Here is a 22,312-nt window from a genome sequence, read left to right as displayed (position 1 = left end):
CTACTGGATCACGGTTGGGCGTCAATGCCGACGCTGAAGTCGACATTCTCCCAACGCATCGCCTCGGGCCAGAAAAAAGTGAAAACGACGGTGGATCCCGGCCGCAGCCGGTTAACGGGCAAATCCACCAGATGGACGCCGAAGGCATTTTCGGCCGTCCTGCTGTCCTGCACGGTCAGCCATTTGTCGCTGCTCCAATGAACGACGCCGGGCACCGACAATTCGACGCGCAGCGCCTTGCCGGCAGGGATGGAGCGGATCTTGTTGTTGAAGCGCCAGATCCGCAGCGGCGAGACCGTCTTGCCCTCTATGTAGCGTTCGATGCCTTGCGGCGGCAGGTCGAAGACGGCGCCGTCGCGCAGCGAGCGCAACAGCTTGATGTGCTCGGCATGCGCCCAGACCAGAGGCATGGCGCTGCCGGAAGGGGCGCCCAGCCGCAATTCGCGGTCCGGTATGTCGGGGCGATCCCAGACCTGCTCCGGCAGAAGGCCGCCCACGCCGGCCGAGCGTTCGAAAGTCTCGAGCAGTTGCGCCGCCTTGTCCTTGCGGCCGGAGGCCAGCTCGTAATGGGCGCGCTCGCCCGCTAGCAGCGGCCACGGCCGTCCCCGGCCGGTGCCGTCGAAGGGCGCGCCGTCCTCATGCTCGCCATAGCCGTCGCCGGTATAGCGGTACCAGAGCGGCCCTTGCGGCAGGTCGCGGCGCAGCTCGGCGTCGATCGCCTTGACGGTGTTCAGGATGCGCGGATCGTCGGCGGCCCTCAGCCCGAAACGCACCAGCGCCAGGGCGTCCGGGCTGATGATCGCCTCGGCCGGCTTGTCGGTATCGCCAGGTGGCCGGTTCTTGATCGGCACGAAGCCGTCCTTCGGCGATGCAGCGCCGCCTTCATCGGGCGGTGCGATGCGGACATAATAGCCTTCGATGCCCGCTTTGGCGCTTGCCTCGGTGCCGGTGACATAGGTCCAGCGCTCGATCTGGTCGTTCCAGCAATCGGCGGTCTCGCGCAGATAGTTTGCCGGCTCATTTTTGCCGCAGGCGTCCAGCATGTCGGCGGCGGCGAGCAACGCGGCTATTTCCACGGCGAGCGTGAAGGGGCTGTAACCGGCATCCTCTTCCCAGCGATCCTCGCCGGTGACCGGACCGTTGCGCACGACATAGGCGGCCGCCTTCTCGATCATGGCCAGGAAGTCGGCGAGCTTCGACTTCGGCAGATGGCCGGCGCGGCGCAAGGCGTCGGCCAAAAGCAGCGGAAAGGCGCATTCGTCCATCTGGATGCCCGGCCAGTAAGCGGTGCCGTCGGACCAGACATTCTGCGGCCAATGACCGTCCGGCTGCTGGATCGAGCGCAGATAGGTGAGGATCTGCAGCGCCTGCCTGCCGTCGCCGGCAGCGAGGAAACCGCCCGCCGTCTCGACCAGGTCGCGCGGCCAGACGAGGTGATAGCCGCCGAGATCGTCGTCGCCCTTGTTGAAACCCCAGGGGATCGACAGGCTGGCGACGGCGGCGCCGGGCCTTGCGACCGACAGATGCGTTGCCAGCACCGCCGTGCTGGCGCGGTAGGTGTTCAGGCCGGAGGCGGCGTGACGGTCGAGTTTTTCGAGCCCCGCCTGGAATTTCCGCCAGTTCTCGACATAGGTTTTCGTCGCCGGTTCGAAACCCTGTTCCAGGCTTGCTAGCGCAAGGTCGGCGGCTTCTTCCAGCGAAGCGCCGAATCCGATCGCCAGCAAGGCGGTGGTGTTGCCGGCCGAAAAGCCGATCTCGCCGGTCAGCGCGACATTACCGTCCTCGGCCGCCTGGCTGGAGGGATCGAGCGCGCCATTGTCATGGAGTTGCTGCCAGCCGTCGGAGAAGCCGACATAGCCGGCCGAGTTGGCGCCCCAGGGCAAGGAGGAGGCGAGCGCAAGCGACACGCCGCGTCCGGTGGCGAAAAGAATGCGCTGCCCCTTGTGCTCGCCGATCCACGCGGTGTTGCCCATGCCGGCATTGACGAGATGCGGCGCCAGCAGCGCGTAGACGCGGTAATCGGCAACCTGGCCCTTGAGGACCGTGAAACTGGTTTCCTGCAGCAGGACAGGTCGTTTCGAATCCGTAACGATGCGCTTCTCGATCCGGTAAGTGCCATCGGAAGCGGTGTTGGTCAGCCGGTAGCCGGGGACCCCGTCCTCGAAAGGTTCGACGGTGTGGGCCGCATCGCGCTTCTCCTCGGAAAAATAGCCCTCGGGACCGGTCACGATCAGCCCTAGGTCGCGCGTGCAGGCGCTGTCGAGACGCGGATAATAGATCTCGTTCAGAATGCCGTGGCTGATGGTGAACCAGAGCGGGCTTTTTGCCGAAAGCGCGGTGCCGGCGCCGCTTTTGGCGCTCGACGTCCAACGCGCCGGAATCCCGGGCGCGCCTTTAGCAACGGTCGGCGTCACTGCCATCAAATTCTCTCTCCTGCCGCGTTCCTAGACCAGGAGTCGCCGTCTTTTCAATCGCCCCACCGCAAGTTGATCGGGCAGCGCCAATGCTTTGCAGTTGACAGCTTGCGGTTCCTCTGAATTTGTCTGACAATAGATAAAAAACAGGCAATTCGCGTTACGACCATCCGTCAAGACCAGCAACCTCGGGAGGAACCGACATGAAAAAACTGCTCGTACTGAGTGCATTCGCGGCGATGCTCGCCTCGGGCACCGCGCTTGCCGACACCAGCGGCAAGAAGATCGCCTTCTCCAACAATTATGCCGGCAATTCGTGGCGCCAGGCGATGCTCGACAGCTACGGCATCGTCACCAAGAAAGCGGTCGCGGACAAGATCGTCGCCGCGGCGGACGTCTTCACCACCGCCGACAAGGAAGTGCCGACCCAGGCCGCCCAGGTGCAGAACCTGATCCTGCAGGGCTATGACGCCATCGTCATCAACGCCGCTTCGCCGGATGCGCTGAACGGCGCCATCAAGCAGGCCTGCGATGCCGGTATCGTTGTGGTCTCGTTCGACGGCATCGTGACCGAGCCTTGCGCCTACCGCGTCGTCGTCGACTTCAAGGACATGGGCAAGCAGGAAGTCGAGCAGATGGCCAAGTTCCAGCCCAAGGGCGGCAACCTGCTGGAAATCCGCGGTCTCGCAGGCACCTCGATCGACGATGCCATCCATGCCGGCATCCTCGAAGGCGTCGCCGCCCATCCCGAGTTCAAGATCGTGGGTTCGGTGACGGGCGACTGGGACCAGACGACCGCGCAGAAAGCGGTGGCGACCATCCTGCCTTCGCTGCCGGACGTCGTCGGCATCGTCGACCAGGGCGGTGACGGCTATGGCGCGGCCCAGGCCTTCGCCGCCGCCGGCAAGCCGCGCCCGACCATCATCATGGGCAACCGGCAGGACGAGCTGAAGTGGTGGAAGGAGCAGAAGGAGAAGGACGGCTACAAGACCTGGTCGGCCTCGATCGCGCCCGGCGTGTCGACGCTGGCCTTCTGGGTGGCGCAGCAGGTGCTCGACGGCCGCAAGGACATCCCGCACGACCTCCTGGTGCCCTATCTCGCCTTCACCCAGGATGATTTCGAGGCAGCGCTGCCGAAAATCAAGGAAGGCGGCGTCGCCACCCACGAATACACGCAGGAAGAGGCTATCGCGGCGATCAAGGCCAACATCAAGCAGTAGCGGCGTGACGTTGCCAGCCGCATCGCCAACCGGATATCGTTGAGGATGCTCCAGGCTATTGCAGACATCGTCAGACTGAACGGCGCCGAAAAACATTTCGGCGCCGTTCGAGCGCTTAACGGCGTCGATTTCCATGTCGGCGCCGGCGAATGCGTCGGGCTGGTCGGGCACAACGGCGCCGGCAAGTCGACGCTCATGCATATGGTGGCCGGCACGCTGCGGCCGGATGGCGGGCAGATCGCGGTGCGCGGCAATCAGGAAGCAAGCTATTCGGTGGCGCGCGCGCTCGAACTCGGCATACGCTGCGTGTTCCAGGAGCTGTCGCTCTGCCCCAATCTCAGCATCGCCGAGAACACCCGCATCAACCATCCCTCGCTCACCGGTTTCGGCTGGCGGCGCAAGGCCGCCGATCTCATCCGCGCCAAGCTCGACGAGATCTTTCCGGACCACGGCATTTCGGCGGACGACATTGCCGGCGACCTGTCAATCGGAAGGCGGCAGATGGTCGAGGTGGCGCGCGCCTTCACGCTGACCCGCGAGCCGCTGCATCTGGTCATCCTCGACGAGCCGACCTCCTCGCTCGATGCGCACACGGCGGGCCAGCTGCTTTCATTTGTGCGCCGCTTCGTGGCGGCCGGCGGCAGCTGCATCCTGATCTCGCATGTGCTGGGCGAGGTGCTGCAGAACGCCGACCGCATCGTGGTGATGCGCGACGGCAAGGTGGTCGCGGCGGATGCCGCCAATGCCTTCGATCGCGACAAGCTCGTCGCCGCCATGGGCGGCGCCGAGGGACATCACAAGGCCGTTGCCGAAACCCGGAAGGCCGAGGGCGGCGCGCTGAGGGTTCGCGCGCGCCCGGCCAGGCAGCAGGACGACAAGGAGCTGGTCGCCCGCGCCGGCGAGATCATCGGCCTCGCGGGCCTTGCCGGCCATGGCCAGACGGACCTGCTCCTGGCGATCTTCGCGGCCGCCGCCCGCGCCAGGGCCGGCATCGAGGTGACCGCACCGGTGGCGCTGGTTGCCGGCGACCGCCAGTCGGACGGCATCTTCCCGCAATGGTCGATCGCGCAGAACATCGGTATCCGCTCGCTGGCTCGTCTGCGCAACGGACTGCTGATCTCGCCGCAGCGCGAGGCCGAGCTCGCCGAGTTCTGGAAGCAGAAGATCGGCATCCGCACGCCGGACATGAACAACAACATCTTTTCGCTGTCGGGCGGCAACCAGCAGAAGGCGCTGTTTGCCCGCGCGCTCGGCTCCGACGCCGAGATCGTGCTGATGGACGACCCGATGCGTGGCGTCGACATCGGCACAAAACTCGAAGTCTACGACCTCGTGCGGGAAGAGGCCGCCAAGGGCCGCACCTTCCTCTGGTACACCACCGAGACCGAAGAGCTCGACAATTGCGACCATGTCTATGTCTTCAAGAACGGCCGCATCGTCGCCAATCTGCGGCGCGACGAGCTGACGGAGGAAAAGATCATCCAGTCCTCGTTCGGCGATGCGGCCTGAGATGACCGCGATCGCTCCCGGCACGCTCCCGAAATCCTCGCCACGCGGCAGCGCGGCCCGGGCGCGCATGCTGCGCGGCCTCTTGCCGGCCTTGTCGCTGGCATTGGTGCTGATCGCGATTGCCTGGCTTAACCCGCGCGCCATCAGCTATTTCGGCTTCAACCTGATGCTCAACCTGGCGATCCCGATCGCACTGGCGACGATCGCGCAGATGTTCGTCATCGCCGGCAACGAGCTCGACCTGTCGATAGGGACCTTCGTCGGCTTCGTCGGCTGCGTTACCGCGACATGGCTGAGGGATGCGCCGCTCCTCGGCATTGTCGTGCTCATCGGTTCGATCGGCGTTTATGCGCTGCTCGGCGCGCTGATCCACCTGCGCAATTTGCCGTCGATCGTGGTGACGCTCGGCATGAGCTTCGTCTGGCAGGGGCTTGCGATCCTGGTCCTGCCCAAGCCCGGCGGCAAGGCGCCGGACTGGCTGCTTTCGATCATGTCCTTCAAGCCGCCCTATATCCCGTTCCCGATCCTTGCCGCGCTGATCATCGCCGCGGTCGTGCATTTCGACCTGATGCGCACCTCCTATGGCGTGATCCTGCGCGGTTCCGGCGGCAACGCCGCGGCGCTGAGGCGCGCCGGCTGGTCGCTGCTCAGGACCAAGATCGCGCTGTTCGCGCTGACCGGGCTGTTTGGCGTGCTTTCAGGCATGGCGCTGATCGGCATCACCACCTCGGCCGACGCCAATATCGGCAATGGCTATACGCTGCTGTCGATCGCCGGCGTCATCCTGGGCGGCGGCGAGTTCGTCGGCGGTCGGGTGTCGCCGATCGGTGCCGTGCTTGGCGCGCTGACGCTGGCGCTGGCCGCCTCGCCGCTCCTGACCTTCATGCACATTCCTCCCGACTGGCAGGTGGCCGCCAACGGCGCGATCCTGATCATCGTGCTGGCGGCGCGCGTGCTGATCAGCCGCAGGGAGCGGTAAGCGATGACCTCCGTGCGGACGCTGCTTGAAAAACCCTGGATCTGGTCCTTCGTCGGCGCGCTGGTCGTCTGGCTGGCGACGATCGCCTTCACCGGCGGCTACGGCGCCGGCGGCATGGTCACGGCGGCGCTTTCGCTTGCCGTCTTCACCGTCATCGTCGGCGTCGGCCAGATGTTCGTCATCACGCTGGGGCCCGGCAATGTCGACCTGTCGCTGCCGGCCAATATCGGGCTGGCCAGTGCCGTCGCCATGAAGGTGATGGGCGGCAGCGATTCGATGATCGTCGTCGGTCTGCTTGCAGCACTCGCCTGCGGCGCGGCGATCGGCGCCATCAACTACCTTTTGATCTGGGCGCTGCGCATCCCGCCGATCATCGCGACGCTGTCGGCGAGCTTCATCATCCAGTCGGTCGACATCAGCTATGGCCGCGGCCTGCAGATCAAGCCGCCGCCGGGCTTTGCCGACTTCACCAACTGGCAGGTGCTGGGCATTCCGGTGCTGGCAATGCTGACGGTGGTGTTCACCATCGGCGCCGCACTTGCGCTGCAGCGCATGATCTACGGCCGCTCGGTGCTGGCGATCGGCCAGAACATCCGCGCTGCCTGGCTTGCCGGCGTCCATGTCGGCCGCATCCGGTTCCTCACCTACACACTGTGCGGGGCGCTCGGCGGCATCGACGGGGCGCTGCTTGCCGGCTATTTCCGCGGCGCCAATGTCGATATCGGCAATGAATATCTGCTCGCTTCGATCGCGGTCGTGGTCATCGGCGGCACCTCGGTCGCCGGCGGCAAGGCCAACGTGCCCGGCGTCTGGGGCGCCGGCCTGTTCCTGGTGCTCTTGCTCACCATGCTCAACACGTTCGGCGTCAGCGCCGGCGTGCGGCTGGTGCTGACCGGGCTGATCATCGTGGGCGTGATCACGGCGGCCGGCGGCGAGAAGGCTATTCGGTAGCGCTATTTAGCGGCCTTGGCCCGCTCGATCGCGTCGACGATCATCTTCTTGGCGTATTTGGAATCGTGCCAGCCCTCGATCTTGACCCATTTGCCGGGCTCGAGATCCTTGTAGTGCTCGAAGAAGTGCTGCACCTGCTGGCGCGTGATGTCGGGCAGGTGGGTGTATTCGGTGACGTTCTCGTAGCGCAGCGTCAGCTTGGGCGAGGGAACGGCGATCACCTTCTCGTCCTGGCCAGCATTGTCTTCCATGATCAAGACGCCGATCGGCCGCACATTGATGACGCAACCCGGCACCAGCGCGCGCGTGTTGCAGACCAGAACGTCGATCGGATCGCCGTCGCCCGACAGCGTGTGCGGCACGAAGCCGTAGTTGCCGGGATAGCGCATGGAGGTGTGCAGGAAGCGGTCGACGAAGAGCGTGCCCGCCTCCTTGTCCATCTCGTATTTGATCGGCTCGCCGCCGATCGGCACCTCGATGATGACGTTGACGTCGTCAGGCGGGTTCTTCCCGGTGGCAATCGCTTCGATACGCATGGCTAAATCCCTCTCTCGATTGAAAAGACCGATAGCGGGCGAAACGTCATGGTGCAATGCGTCGAATAGTGCGGGACGCCAATGGAAGAGCACAGTTTGTGATGGCCTGTAACCTAGGCGACGCTAGTCGTTCCAGACGAAAGCCACTTTCTTAAGCGCCTTCTGCTCGAAGACCTCGACGCCCTCGGCGATATCGCGGCCGCCATTGCCGGCATAGAAGGCCAGGGCGTTGTGATTGTCTTCCAGCGCCCACACCACAAGGCCGCGCAGGCCGTGGTCGGCCAGACGGGCCTTGGCCGCCTTGAACAGCCGGCTGCCGAGCCCGATGCCCTGATATTCGGGACGCAGATAGAGCTCATAGATCTCGCCCTGCTGGCGGAGCTCGCGGGCGCGGTTCTTGCCGATCGTGGCATAGCCGGCGACCGTTCCGCCGATCTCGACCACCAGCACGGTGGCCGCGCGGCGAATCGCGTTGGCCCACCAGTCGACGCCGCGACGGTTGATCATCGAGGTCAGCGTGCGGTGCGGGATGATGCCGGAATAAGCGCCGCGCCAGGCCTGCTGGTGCACCTCGGCGATGGCGCTCGCGTCGCGCGGCTCTGCCTTCCGGATGTCGATCGTCAGCGTGTTCATGATTGGTTAACCATAAACCCGCATCGGGCGATTGCAAAGAGTCCGCCGCGGCCCTTCGACGGCTTTCGCACAGACGAAAGGCGTAGGCGGACAAGGCGTTGATTTCCGTGAAATCAGCGCAAACGCCGGAGATTGATTGAAGCCATCCCAATCTCATCATTCTATGGCGGAGCAAGGAGCGAAACGACGCGGCGCAGACCATAGAATCCATGCCGTGACCTGGAAGCGCTGCTGGGGTGCAGAATTCTGCTCCGTTGCACGCTCTGGCGAAGGTAACGGCATGGATTCTAGGGTCTTCGCGACGGAGCTTCGCTCCTGCTCCGCCCTAGAATGACGATCGCGAAGGGCGTTTCGGCCAATCCCCAAGGCATGCCGCCTGCCGACGCAACAGAGCCGACCGGTCAAGAGATCCCAATGCGGGAACTAGTCAGATTTCGACGAGGTGGTCGTCGAGCTCGTTGGTGTCGCCTTCGGTGACCGGGAAATGCTCGGCGAGCACCGCGCCGACCGTACCGATGGCCTTGACGAAGCCGTCGGCCAGCCGGTCGTCGCCGGCATGTTTCGTAAGATCGCGCACCACGCCGTCCCAGACATGCTGGCCGACCTTGGCATCGATGCCGGAATCCGCGACGACCTCGGCATAGCGCTCGGCTATCGAGACGAAGATGAGCACGCCGGTGCGGGCCTGCGTGCGGTGGACGTTGCGGGCCAGGAACTGCTTCATCGCATTGGCATGCGCTGCCTGATAGCGCAGCCTTCTCGGCACGAAATGAATGCGCCAGGTGGGCCACAGCCAGAGCAAGGCGAAGACCGAAGCCAGCGCCAGCAGCTGCGCCAGCGCGAAATGGGGGAGCCGGATGGTCAGCCACAAGCCCTCCAGCCCATAGGCGACGGCGAGGCTGGCGATGAACAGGCCGATGGTCGTCGTGAACGCTGCCGGAAAGAAGTAGCCGTCGCTCGAACGTGCGACGACGCAGTAGATCTCGCCGTCGGTCTTCAGCTCGGCAGTCCGGATCGCCTCGGCGATGCGGTCATGGTCCTCGGCGCTGATCGATCGCGTTGCCATGGTGCCTCACCAGCTTCCCGAAGAGCCGCCGCCGCCGGACGAGCCGCCGCCGCCGGAAAACCCGCCACCGCCACCCCCTGACGACCAACCTCCGCCGCCCGACGACCAGCCGCCGCCACTCGACGAGGAGGATCGCCGGCCGGGTTCGAAGGTCATGCCGAGCCAGCGGTAGCGGCCGGGTCCGATCTTCTGGCCGAAGATCGGCGGCAGCACCGTCATCGCGATGCCGCCGAAGAAGATCAGCGCCCAGATGGTGATGAAGATGGCGAAGAACAGATCGTCGGAGTTGAACGGCGCCTGCTCGTTGCGCTTGCCGCGCGCCTCCAACTCCTCCGGGTTGCCCTCCAGCACCATGATCATGTCGTCGACGGCCTTGGTGATGCCGCCGGAGAAGTCGCCGGCGCGGAAGGCCGGCACCATGTCGTTCTCGATGATCAGCTTGGTGTGCAGGTCGGTCAGCGTGCCTTCCAGCCCGTAGCCGACCTCGATGCGCATCTTGCGGTCGTTGGGCGCAACGAGCAGCAGCACGCCGTTGTTTTCCTTGGCCTGGCCGAGCTTCCAGAAGCGGAACAGCCGGTTGGCGTAAGGCTCGATCTCCTCGCCGCCGAGGCTGGGTATGGTGGCGACGACGATCTGGTCGGAGCCTTTGGTTTCGAAGTCCGCGAGCTTTTGAGTCAGCGCCGCGCGCGTGCCGGCATCGATGATGCCGGCATTGTCGACCACGCGGCCGGTCAGCGCGGGGAGGTCGGCGGCGAGGGCGAAGACGGGGAGGAGGAGAAGGGCGAGCAAAACGCCGACGAAGGAAAGGTTGGTGCGAGGCCCCCCTCTCTGTCCTGCCGGACATCTCCCCATCAAGGGGGGAGATTGGACGGCACCTTGGCCTTCGCCAATCTCCATCGCTGCAAGGGGAGCGCCGTCGACGGCACAGCCAATCTCCCCCCTTGAGGGGGAGATGTCCGGCAGGACAGAGAGGGGGGTGACGGAACTCAAGGCTGGCTCGATAAGCTAAGTCGCTCTCACCCGCCCTGCTTCGTGGTGCTCGTGCCGAAATCGACCTTCGGCACCTGCATCTTGTCCTCATCGACCGTGAAGTTCGCGAAGGGCTCGTTGCCGCGGAACCAGAAGGTCGCCCACAGCACCGACGGGAAGGTCTTGAGCGTCAGATTGTAGTCCCTGACCGCCTGGATGTAGTCGCGGCGCGCAACGGCGATGCGGTTCTCGGTGCCTTCGAGCTGCGCCTGCAGCGCGAGGAAGTTCTGGTTGGCCTTGAGGTCGGGATAGGCTTCCGACACCGCGATCAGCCGCGATAGCGCGCTGGTCAGCCCGGCCTGGGCATCCTGGAACTTCTTCAGCGCTTCGGGATCCTTCAGCGTGTCCGGCGTCACCGTGATCTGCGTTGCCTTGGCGCGCGCCTCCACGACCGCGTCGAGCGTATCCTTCTCATGCGAGGCGTAGCCCTTCACCGTCTCGACCAGGTTGGGGATCAGGTCGGAGCGGCGCTGATACTGGTTGAGCACCTCGCTCCAGGCCGCATGGGCGTTCTCTTCCGCGGTCGGAATGGTGTTGTAGCCGCAGCCGGCAAGCAGCGGCAGCACGAAAGCCATCATCAGGAAGGCGGGCAGGCTGCGGAAGGGGGAGGGCAGTGAGAGGCGCTCGGTGATCATGATTGGTCCCTCGATAGAAGTTGCAGGCGAAGCATTACCACAATCCACGCGTAAGAAAATGCCCGGCTGATGACGCTGCTCCGGCTCGGCCGCGAGCCACTGTGAATAGAAGCGCGAACAGGCTAAGGTCCGGGCAGGAAAGGGCAATTGCCATGGCCGAGCGCCGGGACGACGAGACCGAATCGCGCCGCATCCTCGAACGTGTGGCGCGCGAGACGGCGCCGGGCGGCGCGTCGTTCATCGTCCGCACGGCGAAGGATGCGCGCGACCGTGTCACCGCCGCCGACGCCGACCGCGCCGATCCCATCGAATACTGGGGAACCCGCATTGGCCGAACGCTCGGCTTCGTCATTGCCATTGGGCTATTGGCCTGGCTGGTGTATGCCGCCACGCTTGGCGGTTAGGAACCGAATTTCATGAGCGCAGAAAAAACCGACGCGCCGCGCGCGGTCATCGTCATCTCCAGCCATGTCGCCCGCGGCTCGGTCGGCAACCGCGCCGCCGTCTTCGCGCTGGAGACGCTGGGTTTCCCGGTCTGGGCGGTGCCCACCGTCATCCTACCCTGGCATCCTGGCCACAGCCGGGCCACGCGCATCGTGCCACCGCTCGACCAGTTCAAGGCGCTGATGGCCGATCTCGAGCGAGCGCCTTGGCTGGGCGAGGTCCGGGCCGTGCTGTCGGGCTATCTCGGCGAAGCCGGTCAGGCGGAGGCGGTCGCCTCGCTGGTCGCCGCGGTCAAGGAAAGGACGCCGAACGCGCTTTACATCTGCGACCCGGTGATGGGCGATTCCGGCGGGCTCTACGTGCCGGAACCGACGGCAGTCGCCATGCGCGACAAATTGATGCCGATCGCCGATATCGCGACGCCGAACCGCTATGAGCTGGAATGGATGGCGGGCGCGCCGCTGCCCGACATCAAGGCGGTGACGGCAGCGGCGCTGCATGCCGGCCCTTCGACCATGCTGGTGACCTCGGCGCCCGCGATGATGGCGGGCGGCATCGGCAACTTCCTGCTCGACGGCAGCCAGGCGCTGCTTGCCGAGCACCGTGTGATCGAGAAGCCGCCGAATGGGCTGGGCGACCTGACGGCCGCCGTCTATCTGGCGCGCGTTCTCTCCGGCCAGGCGCCGGTCAAGGCGCTGCAATCGACCACCGCCGCCGTCTACGAAATCCTCGCCCGCACCGCCAAGCGCGGCGGCGACGAGCTGCAGCTCGAAACGGATGCGCAGAGCCTGTCGCACCCGATGGCCATGGTGCAACTGCGCCATCTCCTGCATCCCGGGCGGGACAAGCGGGCGTGAACCGAGCATTTTGCAGCCAAATGGAATTTGGCGTCGCAGAAATGCGGCCAAGCAAACAGACAGAGCGGGATGCTAACGTCTACTAATTTGCATCCCGCTCTCGCAGGCGTCGACGGCTGCAAGGCCGGCTGGATCGCCGTCCATCGCAAACTGGACAAGCCGCCATCGGTCTCGGCATTCCCGAGCTTCCAGGCGCTGCTCGACGCGCTGCCCGATGCCACGATTGCCGTCGACATGCCGATCGGCCTGCCGGATTTTTCGAGCAGAGGCGGGCGCGGACCGGAGGCGCTGGTGAGGCCGCTGCTCGGCGCGCGGCAATCGAGCGTGTTCGCCATTCCCTCGCGGGCGGCGCTCTATGCCGATACCAGCGACTTCACCACGATCGAGGCCTGGTACGCGGCGCATCGGCTGGCAAGCGCCGTGGCGATGGAGACCTCCGACCCGCCGCGCGGCGTTTCCATCCAGGCCTTCGGGATCTTTTCGAAGATACGCGAGATCGACGCGTTGCTGATCGCAAAGCCGGATTTGCGCGGCCGCATCTTCGAATCGCATCCGGAAGTGGCGTTCTGCCGGCTGAATGGCGGCACGGCGATGGCGCTGCCGAAAAAGATCAAGGGCGCGGTCAACCCGGCCGGCATGGAGGAGCGCAAGGCGCTGCTTTGCCGGCGTGGCTATGACAGGCGCTTTCTCGACCAGGCGCCGCCACGAGGCGCGGCGAGCGACGACTTCCTCGACGCAGCGGCCATGATGCTGATTGCCGGGCGTATCGCCAGCGGGGAGGCGCGGCCTTCGCCCGATCCGCCGCTGACCGACCGGTTCGGCATTCCGGTCGCTATCTGGGCGTAGTCAAGCCACGCTGGAGCCGGATGATTTCAGGTCGAATCGACTCGAAATCATCCGGCTCTGCGTCAAAGAGATAGAGCATGATGTCGCCCGAAACCGCTTCACACTTTTCGGCACCATGCTCTCGTCGCATCGCGATTGCGACCGGGCGATCCGCAATTCGGCATTGCCCGCGACCGGCTTTTGCCGTTAGAGGCTTTTTCGATCGCAACGAGCTGCCGTCTCCAACCCCGGAAAGGCTCTAGCCGCCCATGCCCCATCTTCCCGAACATCTGCTGAACGGTTATCGGAACTTCATGAACGGCCGCTATCCCGCCGAAAGCGGACGCTACCGCTCGCTGGCGCGGGAAGGCCAGGCGCCGGAAACGATGATCGTCGCCTGCTGCGATTCCCGTTCCGCCCCCGAAGCAATCTTCGACGCCGGGCCGGGCGAGCTCTTCGTGCTGCGCAATGTCGGCAATCTGGTGCCGCCCTATGAGCCGGACGGCGAGTTCCATTCGACCTCGGCCGCGCTCGAATTCGCCGTGCAGAGCCTCAAGGTGAAAAACATCGTGGTGATGGGCCACGGTCGCTGCGGCGGCATCCGCGCCGCGCTCGACACCAACTCCGCGCCACTGTCGCCCGGCGACTTCATCGGCAAATGGATGAGCCTGATCGCGCCGGCCGCCGAGACCGTGGCCGCCAGCACGATGATGACGGCAACCGAGCGCCAGACCGCGCTGGAGCGGATTTCCGTCCGCTACTCGATCGCCAATCTCCGGACCTTTCCCTGCGTTTCGATCCTTGAAGGCAAGGGCAGGCTCACGCTGCACGGCGCCTGGTTCGACATCTCGTCCGGCGAGCTCTGGGTGATGAACAAGGAAACCGGCGATTTCGAGAGGCCGGAGCTGTAGCGGAGGGGCGATGCACCGGAGCTGGTGGCGGTTCTTTCTCGCGGCGGCGTTGCTGGCGTCCACGATCGTCCGCGCCAGCGCCGATGACGGCGCCATCATCGACCGCTGGTATTCGGCGCTGCTGGTCGCCGACCGCACCGAACTTTCCGAGCTGCTTGCCGACAATGTGCGCTTGAACCTCGACGACATCGGCGTCGTCCAGACCAAGCGGGATTTCATCGCCTCGATCGACGAATGGCAGGGCGCGGTCGCGGGCGCCGTGATCCGCCATCGCATCGAAAAGAGCGAGAACGGTGAGACCACGGTGCTCGCCTGCTACGACTTCCCCAGCAACGACACGCTGATGCGCGAGACCTTCACCGTCGCCGGCGGCCGCATCGCCGCCAGCACCCAGACGGCGGTCGCGCAGGACTGCAGCGGCTACTGAAATATATTCGGGGGCGGCCCGAGTTGCGCGATGCGCGGCATCGCCCTACATCCGGGGCAGCCCCGCCTCTCAATTCACCGAACTCCCCAGTTGGATCTGCCCATGTCAAAAACCGTCGACCTCGCCGCCCATCCGCTGACCGTCTGGCAAGGGCCGCTCGGCCTGCCGGATTTCTCTCGCATCGGCGACGATGAGTTCGGCCCGGTCTTCGACGCGGCGCTCGCGGCGCACCGGGCCGAGATCGACGCGATCGCCGGCAACAGCGAGGCGCCGACCATCGAGAACACGCTGGCGGCGCTGGAGCTCGCCGGCGAGGCGCTCGACCACGTGTCCTCGATCTTCTGGTGCCGGGCCGGCGCCCACACCAACGACACGATCCAGGCGATGGAGCGCGACATCTCGCCAAAGATGTCGCGGCATTTCTCGGCGATCTCGATGAACGAGGAGCTGTTTGCCCGCATTGACGACCTCTATCAGCGGCGCGACAGCCTCAAGCTCGATCCCGAGACGCTGCGCGTGCTGGAAAAGACCTGGAAGGGCTTTGTCCGCTCGGGCGCGAAACTGGATGCCGAAGGCAAGAAGCGGCTCGCGGCCATCAATGAGGAGCTCTCCTCGCTCGGCACCAAATTCGGCCAGAATGTGCTCGCCGACGAGCGCGACTGGGCGCTGTTCCTCGACGAGGCCGATCTCGCCGGCCTGCCGGACTTTTTGAAGAGCGCCATGGCCGAAGCCGCCGAGATGCGGGGGCAGAAGGGCCGCTACGCGGTGACGTTGTCACGCTCGATCTACGAGCCGTTCTCGACCTTCTCCGAGCGTCGCGACCTGCGCGAGACGGCCTTCCGCGCCTTCATCATGCGCGGCCAGAACGGCGGCGCCTCCGACAACACCGATGTGGTGCGCGACATGCTGAAGCTTCGCGCCGAGAAGGCGAAGCTGCTTGGCTACGGCTCCTTCGCGGCGCTGAAGCTCGACGACACCATGGCCAAGACGCCCAAGGCCGTGCACGACCTGCTCGATCCGGTCTGGGAAAAGGCGCTGGAGAAGGCCGCCGCCGACCAGAAGGAGCTGGAGCGGCTGGCGACCGAAGCCGGCAGCAACGAGAAGTTCGCGGCCTGGGACTGGCGCTTCTACCAGGAGAAGCTGCGCGCCGAGAAATTCGCCTTCGACGAGGCGGAGCTGAAGCCCTATCTGCAGCTCGAACGTGTCATCGACGCCTGTTTCGACGTCGCCACGAAATTGTTCGGCATCACCTTCGAGGAGAAGAAGGGCATCACGGTTTGGCATCCAGATGCCCGCGCGTTCGTGGTGAAGAACGCCGACGGCAGCGAACGCGGCCTGTTCTTGGCCGATTATTTCGCGCGGCCTTCCAAGCGCTCCGGCGCCTGGATGAGCGCGCTGCGGTCCGGCTACAAATTGGGCAACGGGGCCACGCCGGTCATCTACAACATCATGAATTTCGCCAAGCCGCCGGCCGGCGAGGCGGCGCTTCTGTCGGTCGACGAGGCGAAGACGCTGTTCCACGAGTTCGGCCACGCCCTGCACGGCATGCTGACCGACGTGACCTGGCCATCGGTGTCGGGCACTTCCGTGAGCCGCGACTTCGTCGAACTGCCCTCGCAGCTTTACGAGCATTGGCTGACGGTGCCGGCGGTGCTGGAAAAGCACGCGCTGCACGTCAAGACCGGCAAGCCGATGCCGAAGGCGCTGCTGGACAAGATGCTCGCCGCCCGCACCTTCGGCGCCGGCTTCGCCACGGTCGAGTTCACCGCCTCGGCGCTGATCGACATGGCCTATCACGCGCGACCGGACGCGCCGGCCGAGCCGCTGCGCTACGAAGCCGAGACGCTCGAAAAGCTGCACATGCCCGACACGATCGCGATGCGTCACCGCACCCCGCATTTCGGCCATGTCTTCGCCGGCGACGGTTATTCAGCCGGCTATTATTCCTACATGTGGTCGGAAGTGCTCGACGCCGATGCCTTCTCGGCCTTCGAGGAGACGGGCGATGCCTTCAATCCCGAGCTGGCCGAGCGGCTGAGGAAGAACATCTACGCCGCGGGCGGGTCCAAGGATCCGGAGGAATTGTACACGGCGTTCCGGGGCAAGATGCCCTCGCCCGAGGCGATGATGGTGAAGCGGGGGCTGGTGTAGCGCGCCTTTCCCTTCTCCCCCTGCGGGAGAAGGTGGATCGGTGCGCAGCGCCGAGACGGATGAGGGGTGTTCCAGGGAACGCCAGCGCCTCATTCCGCTGGAGCACCCCTCATCCGTCGCCTTCGGCGACACCTTCTCCCACAAGGGGAGAAGGGGGAGCCTTATCCTTCCACGGATCCGCCACTCTTGGCCATATCGCCCGCTTCAGTTTCCTGTAGTCCGTCTTCGCTGGATTGCTCGGATAGGAACTCGGCGCCGCGACATAGATGATCTCGGCGGCGATCGGTTCGAAGCCGGCGTAGAAATGGTTGGTCGATTTGATCAGGAGGATGTCTTTCGACAGCGGATCGATGCCGATGTTGGAGAAGATGTCCGGCTCGAAGGTCTGGGTGCGGTTGGTATTGAGGATGACATCGACTTCGGTGCCTTCGATGCGCACCACCGCCGATGGCCCCAGCGTCACCCGGCTCGGGCCGAAACTTTGCCAGCCTTCGTCGACCGCCTTCAGCACCGTGACGCGGGCATCGATCGGCTCGCCGGCCTGAGGGCCGGCCTTGCCGCCGAAGCGCAGGTCGATGACGGCGCCTTCGCCGGCCGCATGGCAGAAGGTCACCGCGATCGGATCCCAGATCGTGGCCACGCCGACATTGCGCACGCCACGCGAAAGCAGCTCGCGCAGCACGATGGTGCCGTCGCCCGGCACGCCGCCGCCGGGATTGTCCCAGATGTCGGCGATCACCGCCGGCTTGTCCTGGCGCTTGGCGCGCACGGCAAGCGCCTGTTCGATACCGGCTGAGGCAGACAGCATCGTCATCGCGGTCTTTTCGCGCAAGGCGTAAAGCTCGCGCCCCAGCGTTTCGGCGAGCTTGTCGCCTTTCGCCTTGTCGTTGTCGGTGACGACGAGGATGCGCGTGCCCATCTCGGGCACGTCGGCGGCCATGAAGCCATGGATGACCGAGACCGACAGCACGCCATCCTTGCCGTGCAGCGCCTTGATCCTGTCGACGAAGGAACGCATCGGCTCGCGGCTGGTCGGCAGCACCTGGATCATGCGGCAGTCGAAGGTCGAGATCACCGGCTTGATCTCGCCCCGCGCCGCGGCAAGGCCGAGCTCGACGACATGCTCGCCGCGCTCGTAGAAATCGGTGTGCGGAAATTCGAGGAAATAGGCCATGACATCGCAAGCTGCGACGCGCTTCGGCGTCAGATGGCTGTGCGGGTCGAACTCCGAGGCGATCACCACTTTCGGCCCGACTATGGCGCGCACACGCTCCAGCAGGTCGCCTTCGCAATCGTCATAGCCTTGCGCGACCATCGCGCCATGCAGGCCGAGGATGACGGCATCGACCGGCAAGGCGGCTTTGAGCTGATCGAGGATCTCATCGCGCAACGCCTCATAGGTCTGCCGCTGCACCAGCCCGCCGGGCTCCGCCCAGGTGGCGGTGCCTTCGATAACCGTTAGCCCTTCCTTGTCCGCACGCTTGCGCAAAGCCACGATCGGCGAGGAGCAAAGCGTCGGCGTCTCCGGATGTTTTCCCGGGCCGGCATAGAAGGCCATCTCGAACGAGGCCCGGTCGGTCGGCACCGGCGAGAAGGTGTTGGTTTCCGTCGCCAGCGAGGCGGTGAAGATGCGCATGAACGCTCCGTAGTGGATGCTTATTTTACGGCCCCAAGCGCCAGTCCGCGGACAAGGTAGCGCTGCAGCCAGATGAAGAGGATCGCCACCGGCAGGGTGGCCAGCAGCGTGGCCGCCATGACATGATGCCATTCGATCGTGTAGCGGCCGGCGACGAGCGAGAAAACCTGGATCGGCAGCGTGTAGCTTTCCTGGCTGCGCAGCATGGTGAGCGCGACGACGAATTCGTTCCAGGCGTTGATGAAGGTGAAGATCGCCGTGACGGCAATCGCCGGCAGGCAAAGCGGCAGGAACACCTTGCGCAGCGTCAGCCAGCGGCCGGCGCCTTCCATCCAGGCGGCTTCCTCGAGGTCGCGCGGAATGGTGTCGAAATAGCTCTGCAGCATCCACACCGTGAAGGCGACGTTGAAGGCCATGTAGATGAAGCCGAGCGCGGTGGTGCTCTCGACCAGCCCCCAGGCGGCCATCAGCCTGAACAGGCCGAGCACCAGCACGATCGGCGAGATCATCTGCGAGATCAGTAGGAACTGGCGGAATGCGCCATAGCCGGCAAAACGAAAGCGCGACATGGCGTAGGCCGCGGGCACCGAGATCAGGATCGCGCCGATTGTCGCCAGCGCAGAGACATAGAGCGAGTTGACGAGCGCCTGGCCAAAGCCGGTCGCCACCCACATGTCGGCGAAATTCGACCAGCGGAATTCGCTCGGCCACCAGGTGGGGGTCAACACCTCGGTGCGCGGCTTGACGGCGGTGAGGAACATCACGGCGAAGGGGAAGATCGTTACCACGATCAATGGAGCCAGCAGCAGCCAGGCGATGATGGTGCGTTTGAGCTTGCCCGTCATAAGCGTACTTGTCATGCCCGCTGCTCCCGCATGGCCAGCCTCACATATATCATGGTGAAGACGAGCAGGATGGCGAACATCACCAGCGACACCGCGGACGCCTCGCCCAGTTTGCCGATGCGGAAGGCGAGCTTGTAGAGATGGGTCACCAGAATGTCGGTCGAGTTCGCCGGTCCCCCTTGAGTCATCACCCAGATGATCGGGAAGGAGTTGAAGACATAGATGGTGTTGAGCACGATCGCGATGTTGATGAAGGGCTTTAACAGCGGAAAGGTGATCTCGCGGAACTGCTGCAAGGGCGTCGCACCCTCGAGCGCCGCCGCCTCATAGAGATCGTCGGGGATCGAGGAAAGGCCGCCGAGGAAGATCGTGGTGGTGAAGGGCACCGTCACCAATATGCCGATCAGAACCTGCATCGGGAAGGCGGTCCCGGCGCTCGCCAGCCACTGGATGTTCTGGCTGATCAGGCCGAGCTTCATCAGCGCCGAATTCAACATGCCGCTTTCGCCGCTGAGCGCCCAGCGCCAGACCACCGCGGTCATGGTGAGCGACACCGCCCAGGGCAGCATGATGATGACGCGGGCAACGTCGCGGCCGTAGAAGTCGGTGTTGAGGATGATTGCTACCGGAACAGACAAGAGCAACGCGCCGCCGACCACCAGCACGGTCCATAGGCCGGTGCGCCAAAGTGCTGCGACGAAATCGGGATCGACGGCGAGCGCCCAGAAATTGACCAGGCCGCTGAAGTCGCGCAGTTGGCCGAAGCGGTTCACGTCATGCGTCGAGATCTGCACGAGATCCCAGACCGGCCAGAAGATCACCACTGCCGCCAAAAACAGGCTGGGCAGCGTCAGCAGGTAAGGCAGGATCCGGCTTTGCATCGGCTGGATGGCACCGTGTTGCGATGGATAGGACTTGCGGATGAATTTCGCCGATTTGCCGGCTTGGCTCAATCCGGCTGCGGCTTGCCCGGCGCGGAATAGCCACGCGCGTTCCGGATTGCGGGTATCGGGAAAGATGTGGCGCGCCCCGACGGGGTGGAGCGCGCCACGGGCGCAGGGAGATACGCCCTTATTTCTTCTTCAGCACGGCGTCGGCCTTGGCCGCCGCATCCTTCAAGCCGGCCTCGGGGTCGCCGCCGAGATAGATCTTCTGCATGGCGTCGGAGGTGATCTGGGCGATCTCTTCCCAGCCCGGGATGACCGGCGCGAAGCGGGCGTCGGGCAGCAGCGCGGTGAAGGCGGCGAGGTCGGCGTTGTTGACGTAATAGTCCATCTTCGCCTCTTCCTTGTTCACCGGCAGGAAGCCTTCGCCCTGCGTGAACTTGGCGCGCTGCTCCTTGGTGAACAGGAAGTCGAGCAGCTTCCAGGCCTCATCCTTGTTCTTGGAGTTCTTGAACATGATGATGCTATCGGTGACGCCGTAGGTGCCGCGCGCGCCGGTCGGGCCGGCAGGGATGGCCGCGACGCCGTATTTCAGGTTCGGCGCTTCGTCCTTGATCTGGTTGGACAGGAAGGGCGCGGTGATCATCATGCCGACTTTGCCCTGCTTGAACAGGTTCTGCACGTCCTCGCGGTTGTTGGAGGTGACGCCTGGCTCGGTCAGGCCCTCGTCGATCATCGACTTGTATAGCTTGGCGGCTTCGAGCGCGCCGGGCGTGCTCAGACCGGAGGTGCCGTCCTTGTTGAGGATCTCGGTGCCGAAGGACCACATCGCATAGTAGTAATAGACGTCGGTCTCGATCTCCTTGCCTTGCAGGCCGTAGCCGAAGGCGCCTTGGGCCTTGATCTTGCGGGCGTCTTCCTGCAGTTCGGTCCAGGTCGCCGGCGGCTTGGCGATGCCGGCTTTCTCGAACAATTCCTTGTTGTAGTACATGGCGCGCGCGGAAGCCGCTATCGGCAGGCCGTAAGTCTTGCCGTCCATGATAGAGGGCTTCAGGAAGGTGTCGATGAAGCGGTCCTTGAACTCGGGCTTGATGTAGCTGTCGAGCGGCTCGGCGACATCCTGCTGCACGAAGTCGATCAGCCAGCGCGTGCCGATGATCGAAAGGTCGGCATTGGTGCCGGCGGTGATGTCGGTGGTGAGTTTCTGCAAGAGCACATCCCACGGCACCACTTCATATTTGATGGTGATGCCGGGATTGGCCGCTTCGAACTCCTTCTTCACTTCCTCGAAATAGGGGCCGGTCTTGGCGCTGTATTCGGCGACGGTGACGCGCACCTCGCCGGCATCGGCGGGTGCGGCAAAAGCCAGCATGCTCATTCCGGCCAACAGGCCGGCAGTCCATTTCGCAAGGCTCATCTGATTTCTCCCATTGATGCACGTTGGCGCCTGGCTCTTGTGAGCACAGGATTTATGTTACTTTCCTACATTATCCATCATTTCACGCCACGCAAGCGGATAATCATGTTGCTAAATTACATTTGCTTGACTAGCCTGTCGTCCTAAAATGAGGGGTGGAGGAGCGGGCAGCGTGGGTTCGAAAGCCGAGTTCGAAGGCAAGACAATCGTCGTCACCGGAGCCGGCGGCGGCCTCGGTTCGGCGATCGTCGAGCTCATGGCCGAGCGCGGCGCGCGCATCGTTGGCTGCGACCAGTCGATGGAAGCGCTGGCCAGTCCGCACATCGCCTCGCGCCATGTCTTCAACCTGCTCGACCGGGCCTCGATCGAAGCGGCTATCCCCGTGCTGCTCGACAAAGACGGCGTTCCCGACATCCTGATCAACAATGCCGGCTGGACGCGGGCCGAAACGTTGAAGGCGCTGACGGCTGATAGGATCGAGCAGGAGCTCGACCTCAATTTGACCGGCGTGATGACTTTCGCCGACCCGCTGATCAAGGCGATGGCCAAGCGCGGTTCGGGCAGCGTTGTCTTCGTCTCCTCGGTCAACGCCATCGCGCATTTCGGCAACCCAGCCTATGCCGCCGCCAAGGCCGGTAACAACGCCTATGCCAAATCGATCGCGGTCGAGCTTGGCCGCGCCGGGTTGCGCGCCAATGTCGTCTGCCCGGGCTCGATCCGGACCGCCGCCTGGGACCATCGCCTGGCCAAGGACCCCGAGATCCTTGGCCGGCTCAAGCGGCTCTATCCGCTCGGCCGCATCGTCAACGCTTCGGAAGTGGCCGAGGCGATAGCCTTCCTTGCTTCCGAGCGCGCTTCCGGCATAACAGGTGCCGTGCTGCCCGTGGACGCCGGCCTGACAGCCGGCTACTTGCCTTTCATCGACGACATATTGGGAGCGTGA

At 64.6% G+C, this 22,312-nt stretch carries 21 protein-coding genes; 11 read left to right on the top strand and 10 right to left on the bottom strand.

The genetic code is table 11. The features are described 5' to 3' along the window. Window positions 1-8: 8 nt before the first annotated feature. Window positions 9-2,420 (bottom strand): glucan 1,4-alpha-glucosidase, encoded by a 2,412-nt coding sequence (locus WDX12_RS07780; RefSeq protein ID WP_434724469.1) that lies wholly within the window; start codon window positions 2,418-2,420, stop codon window positions 9-11. 197 nt (window positions 2,421-2,617) lie between these two features. On the opposite strand from WDX12_RS07780, the gene WDX12_RS07775 reads away from it, so the two are divergent. From WDX12_RS07775 to WDX12_RS07760, 4 genes are read left to right on the top strand one after another with little or no spacing between them, the layout of a single operon-like run. Continuing rightward, window positions 2,618-3,634, top strand: coding sequence for an ABC transporter substrate-binding protein (locus WDX12_RS07775; protein ID WP_320297503.1), 1,017 nt, complete (start codon window positions 2,618-2,620; stop codon window positions 3,632-3,634). Window positions 3,635-3,679: 45 nt separating this feature from the next. Next, window positions 3,680-5,143 carry a sugar ABC transporter ATP-binding protein gene (locus WDX12_RS07770; protein WP_434724468.1) on the top strand — a complete coding sequence of 488 codons (1,464 nt, stop codon included), beginning with the start codon at window positions 3,680-3,682 and terminating at the stop codon, window positions 5,141-5,143. A gap of 1 nt (window position 5,144) precedes the next feature. Then, on the top strand, window positions 5,145-6,122 hold the full coding sequence (locus tag WDX12_RS07765) for an ABC transporter permease (RefSeq protein ID WP_434724467.1): 978 nt from the start codon (window positions 5,145-5,147) through the stop codon (window positions 6,120-6,122). Window positions 6,123-6,125: 3 nt separating this feature from the next. Continuing rightward, window positions 6,126-7,073 (top strand): ABC transporter permease, encoded by a 948-nt coding sequence (locus WDX12_RS07760; RefSeq protein WP_434724466.1) that lies wholly within the window; start codon window positions 6,126-6,128, stop codon window positions 7,071-7,073. Between the two features lie 2 nt (window positions 7,074-7,075). Here WDX12_RS07760 and ppa read toward each other — a convergent pair whose 3' ends face one another. The 5 genes from ppa to WDX12_RS07735 form a co-directional block, all read right to left on the bottom strand. Next, the gene (gene ppa, locus WDX12_RS07755) at window positions 7,076-7,609 is read right to left on the bottom strand and encodes an inorganic diphosphatase (protein ID WP_320297507.1); all 534 of its coding nucleotides are present in this window, start codon (window positions 7,607-7,609) and stop codon (window positions 7,076-7,078) included. Between the two features lie 123 nt (window positions 7,610-7,732). Then, complete coding sequence (locus tag WDX12_RS07750; RefSeq protein ID WP_040991512.1) at window positions 7,733-8,242, bottom strand: GNAT family N-acetyltransferase; 510 nt, start codon at window positions 8,240-8,242, stop codon at window positions 7,733-7,735. Between the two features lie 427 nt (window positions 8,243-8,669). Further along, window positions 8,670-9,308, bottom strand: a complete 639-nt coding sequence (locus WDX12_RS07745; protein WP_434724465.1) for a TPM domain-containing protein — start codon at window positions 9,306-9,308, stop codon at window positions 8,670-8,672. Window positions 9,309-9,314: 6 nt separating this feature from the next. Continuing rightward, complete coding sequence (locus WDX12_RS07740) at window positions 9,315-10,160, bottom strand: TPM domain-containing protein (RefSeq protein WP_434725588.1); 846 nt, start codon at window positions 10,158-10,160, stop codon at window positions 9,315-9,317. Window positions 10,161-10,324: 164 nt separating this feature from the next. Then, window positions 10,325-10,972: a LemA family protein gene (locus tag WDX12_RS07735; protein WP_434724464.1), complete on the bottom strand. Its 648-nt coding sequence runs from the start codon at window positions 10,970-10,972 to the stop codon at window positions 10,325-10,327. A 152-nt stretch (window positions 10,973-11,124) separates the two neighbouring features. Here WDX12_RS07735 and WDX12_RS07730 point away from each other — a divergent pair, with 152 nt between their 5' ends. The 6 genes from WDX12_RS07730 to WDX12_RS07705 all read left to right on the top strand — a co-directional run bounded on the left by WDX12_RS07730 (window position 11,125) and on the right by WDX12_RS07705 (window position 16,587). Then, the gene (locus WDX12_RS07730) at window positions 11,125-11,376 is read left to right on the top strand and encodes a hypothetical protein (protein WP_434724463.1); all 252 of its coding nucleotides are present in this window, start codon (window positions 11,125-11,127) and stop codon (window positions 11,374-11,376) included. A 12-nt stretch (window positions 11,377-11,388) separates the two neighbouring features. Continuing rightward, complete coding sequence (pdxY, locus tag WDX12_RS07725; protein ID WP_320297512.1) at window positions 11,389-12,273, top strand: pyridoxal kinase PdxY; 885 nt, start codon at window positions 11,389-11,391, stop codon at window positions 12,271-12,273. Between the two features lie 69 nt (window positions 12,274-12,342). Continuing rightward, window positions 12,343-13,119, top strand: coding sequence for a DUF429 domain-containing protein (locus WDX12_RS07720; RefSeq protein ID WP_434724462.1), 777 nt, complete (start codon window positions 12,343-12,345; stop codon window positions 13,117-13,119). A gap of 248 nt (window positions 13,120-13,367) precedes the next feature. Beyond that, a complete protein-coding gene (locus WDX12_RS07715; RefSeq protein ID WP_320297514.1) occupies window positions 13,368-14,009 on the top strand; it encodes a carbonic anhydrase in 642 nt (213 codons plus the stop codon). 10 nt (window positions 14,010-14,019) lie between these two features. Further along, the gene (locus WDX12_RS07710; protein ID WP_434724461.1) at window positions 14,020-14,436 is read left to right on the top strand and encodes a nuclear transport factor 2 family protein; all 417 of its coding nucleotides are present in this window, start codon (window positions 14,020-14,022) and stop codon (window positions 14,434-14,436) included. A 96-nt stretch (window positions 14,437-14,532) separates the two neighbouring features. Then, window positions 14,533-16,587 carry a M3 family metallopeptidase gene (locus tag WDX12_RS07705; protein WP_434725587.1) on the top strand — a complete coding sequence of 685 codons (2,055 nt, stop codon included), beginning with the start codon at window positions 14,533-14,535 and terminating at the stop codon, window positions 16,585-16,587. A 109-nt stretch (window positions 16,588-16,696) separates the two neighbouring features. On the opposite strand, the gene WDX12_RS07700 is transcribed toward WDX12_RS07705, so the two are convergent. The 4 genes from WDX12_RS07700 to WDX12_RS07685 form a co-directional block, all read right to left on the bottom strand. Then, a complete protein-coding gene (locus WDX12_RS07700) occupies window positions 16,697-18,223 on the bottom strand; it encodes a M81 family metallopeptidase (RefSeq protein WP_434724460.1) in 1,527 nt (508 codons plus the stop codon). Window positions 18,224-18,243: 20 nt separating this feature from the next. Beyond that, window positions 18,244-19,068: a carbohydrate ABC transporter permease gene (locus tag WDX12_RS07695; RefSeq protein ID WP_434725586.1), complete on the bottom strand. Its 825-nt coding sequence runs from the start codon at window positions 19,066-19,068 to the stop codon at window positions 18,244-18,246. A gap of 11 nt (window positions 19,069-19,079) precedes the next feature. Further along, window positions 19,080-19,949 carry a carbohydrate ABC transporter permease gene (locus WDX12_RS07690; RefSeq protein WP_434725585.1) on the bottom strand — a complete coding sequence of 290 codons (870 nt, stop codon included), beginning with the start codon at window positions 19,947-19,949 and terminating at the stop codon, window positions 19,080-19,082. Between the two features lie 190 nt (window positions 19,950-20,139). Next, complete coding sequence (locus tag WDX12_RS07685) at window positions 20,140-21,369, bottom strand: ABC transporter substrate-binding protein (protein ID WP_320297519.1); 1,230 nt, start codon at window positions 21,367-21,369, stop codon at window positions 20,140-20,142. A 172-nt stretch (window positions 21,370-21,541) separates the two neighbouring features. Between WDX12_RS07685 and WDX12_RS07680 the strand changes: the two genes are divergently transcribed. Then, window positions 21,542-22,312 carry an SDR family oxidoreductase gene (locus WDX12_RS07680; protein WP_434724459.1) on the top strand — a complete coding sequence of 257 codons (771 nt, stop codon included), beginning with the start codon at window positions 21,542-21,544 and terminating at the stop codon, window positions 22,310-22,312.

The sequence above is a fragment of the Mesorhizobium sp. RIZ17 genome (assembly GCF_051127865.1).
Classification (GTDB): domain Bacteria; phylum Pseudomonadota; class Alphaproteobacteria; order Rhizobiales; family Rhizobiaceae; genus Mesorhizobium; species Mesorhizobium humile.
This window is presented reverse-complemented; position numbering and strand designations above follow the sequence as displayed.

What these genes read in the sequence shown, in the direction of transcription:
- WDX12_RS07775 (WP_320297503.1), top strand. Translation starts at nt 2,618, where the DNA reads ATGAAAAAACTGCTCGTACTGAGTGCATTCGCGGCGATGCTCGCCTCG.
- WDX12_RS07685 (WP_320297519.1), bottom strand. Translation starts at nt 21,369, where the DNA reads ATGAGCCTTGCGAAATGGACTGCCGGCCTGTTGGCCGGAATGAGCATG.
- ppa (WP_320297507.1), bottom strand. Translation starts at nt 7,609, where the DNA reads ATGCGTATCGAAGCGATTGCCACCGGGAAGAACCCGCCTGACGACGTC.
- WDX12_RS07695 (WP_434725586.1), bottom strand. Translation starts at nt 19,068, where the DNA reads ATGACGGGCAAGCTCAAACGCACCATCATCGCCTGGCTGCTGCTGGCT.
- WDX12_RS07730 (WP_434724463.1), top strand. Translation starts at nt 11,125, where the DNA reads ATGGCCGAGCGCCGGGACGACGAGACCGAATCGCGCCGCATCCTCGAA.
- WDX12_RS07740 (WP_434725588.1), bottom strand. Translation starts at nt 10,160, where the DNA reads ATGGGGAGATGTCCGGCAGGACAGAGAGGGGGGCCTCGCACCAACCTT.
- WDX12_RS07745 (WP_434724465.1), bottom strand. Translation starts at nt 9,308, where the DNA reads ATGGCAACGCGATCGATCAGCGCCGAGGACCATGACCGCATCGCCGAG.
- WDX12_RS07690 (WP_434725585.1), bottom strand. Translation starts at nt 19,949, where the DNA reads ATGCAAAGCCGGATCCTGCCTTACCTGCTGACGCTGCCCAGCCTGTTT.
- WDX12_RS07735 (WP_434724464.1), bottom strand. Translation starts at nt 10,972, where the DNA reads ATGATCACCGAGCGCCTCTCACTGCCCTCCCCCTTCCGCAGCCTGCCC.
- WDX12_RS07780 (WP_434724469.1), bottom strand. Translation starts at nt 2,420, where the DNA reads ATGGCAGTGACGCCGACCGTTGCTAAAGGCGCGCCCGGGATTCCGGCG.
- WDX12_RS07760 (WP_434724466.1), top strand. Translation starts at nt 6,126, where the DNA reads ATGACCTCCGTGCGGACGCTGCTTGAAAAACCCTGGATCTGGTCCTTC.
- WDX12_RS07715 (WP_320297514.1), top strand. Translation starts at nt 13,368, where the DNA reads ATGCCCCATCTTCCCGAACATCTGCTGAACGGTTATCGGAACTTCATG.
- WDX12_RS07770 (WP_434724468.1), top strand. Translation starts at nt 3,680, where the DNA reads ATGCTCCAGGCTATTGCAGACATCGTCAGACTGAACGGCGCCGAAAAA.
- WDX12_RS07765 (WP_434724467.1), top strand. Translation starts at nt 5,145, where the DNA reads ATGACCGCGATCGCTCCCGGCACGCTCCCGAAATCCTCGCCACGCGGC.
- WDX12_RS07700 (WP_434724460.1), bottom strand. Translation starts at nt 18,223, where the DNA reads ATGCGCATCTTCACCGCCTCGCTGGCGACGGAAACCAACACCTTCTCG.
- WDX12_RS07750 (WP_040991512.1), bottom strand. Translation starts at nt 8,242, where the DNA reads ATGAACACGCTGACGATCGACATCCGGAAGGCAGAGCCGCGCGACGCG.
- pdxY (WP_320297512.1), top strand. Translation starts at nt 11,389, where the DNA reads ATGAGCGCAGAAAAAACCGACGCGCCGCGCGCGGTCATCGTCATCTCC.
- WDX12_RS07710 (WP_434724461.1), top strand. Translation starts at nt 14,020, where the DNA reads ATGCACCGGAGCTGGTGGCGGTTCTTTCTCGCGGCGGCGTTGCTGGCG.
- WDX12_RS07720 (WP_434724462.1), top strand. Translation starts at nt 12,343, where the DNA reads ATGCTAACGTCTACTAATTTGCATCCCGCTCTCGCAGGCGTCGACGGC.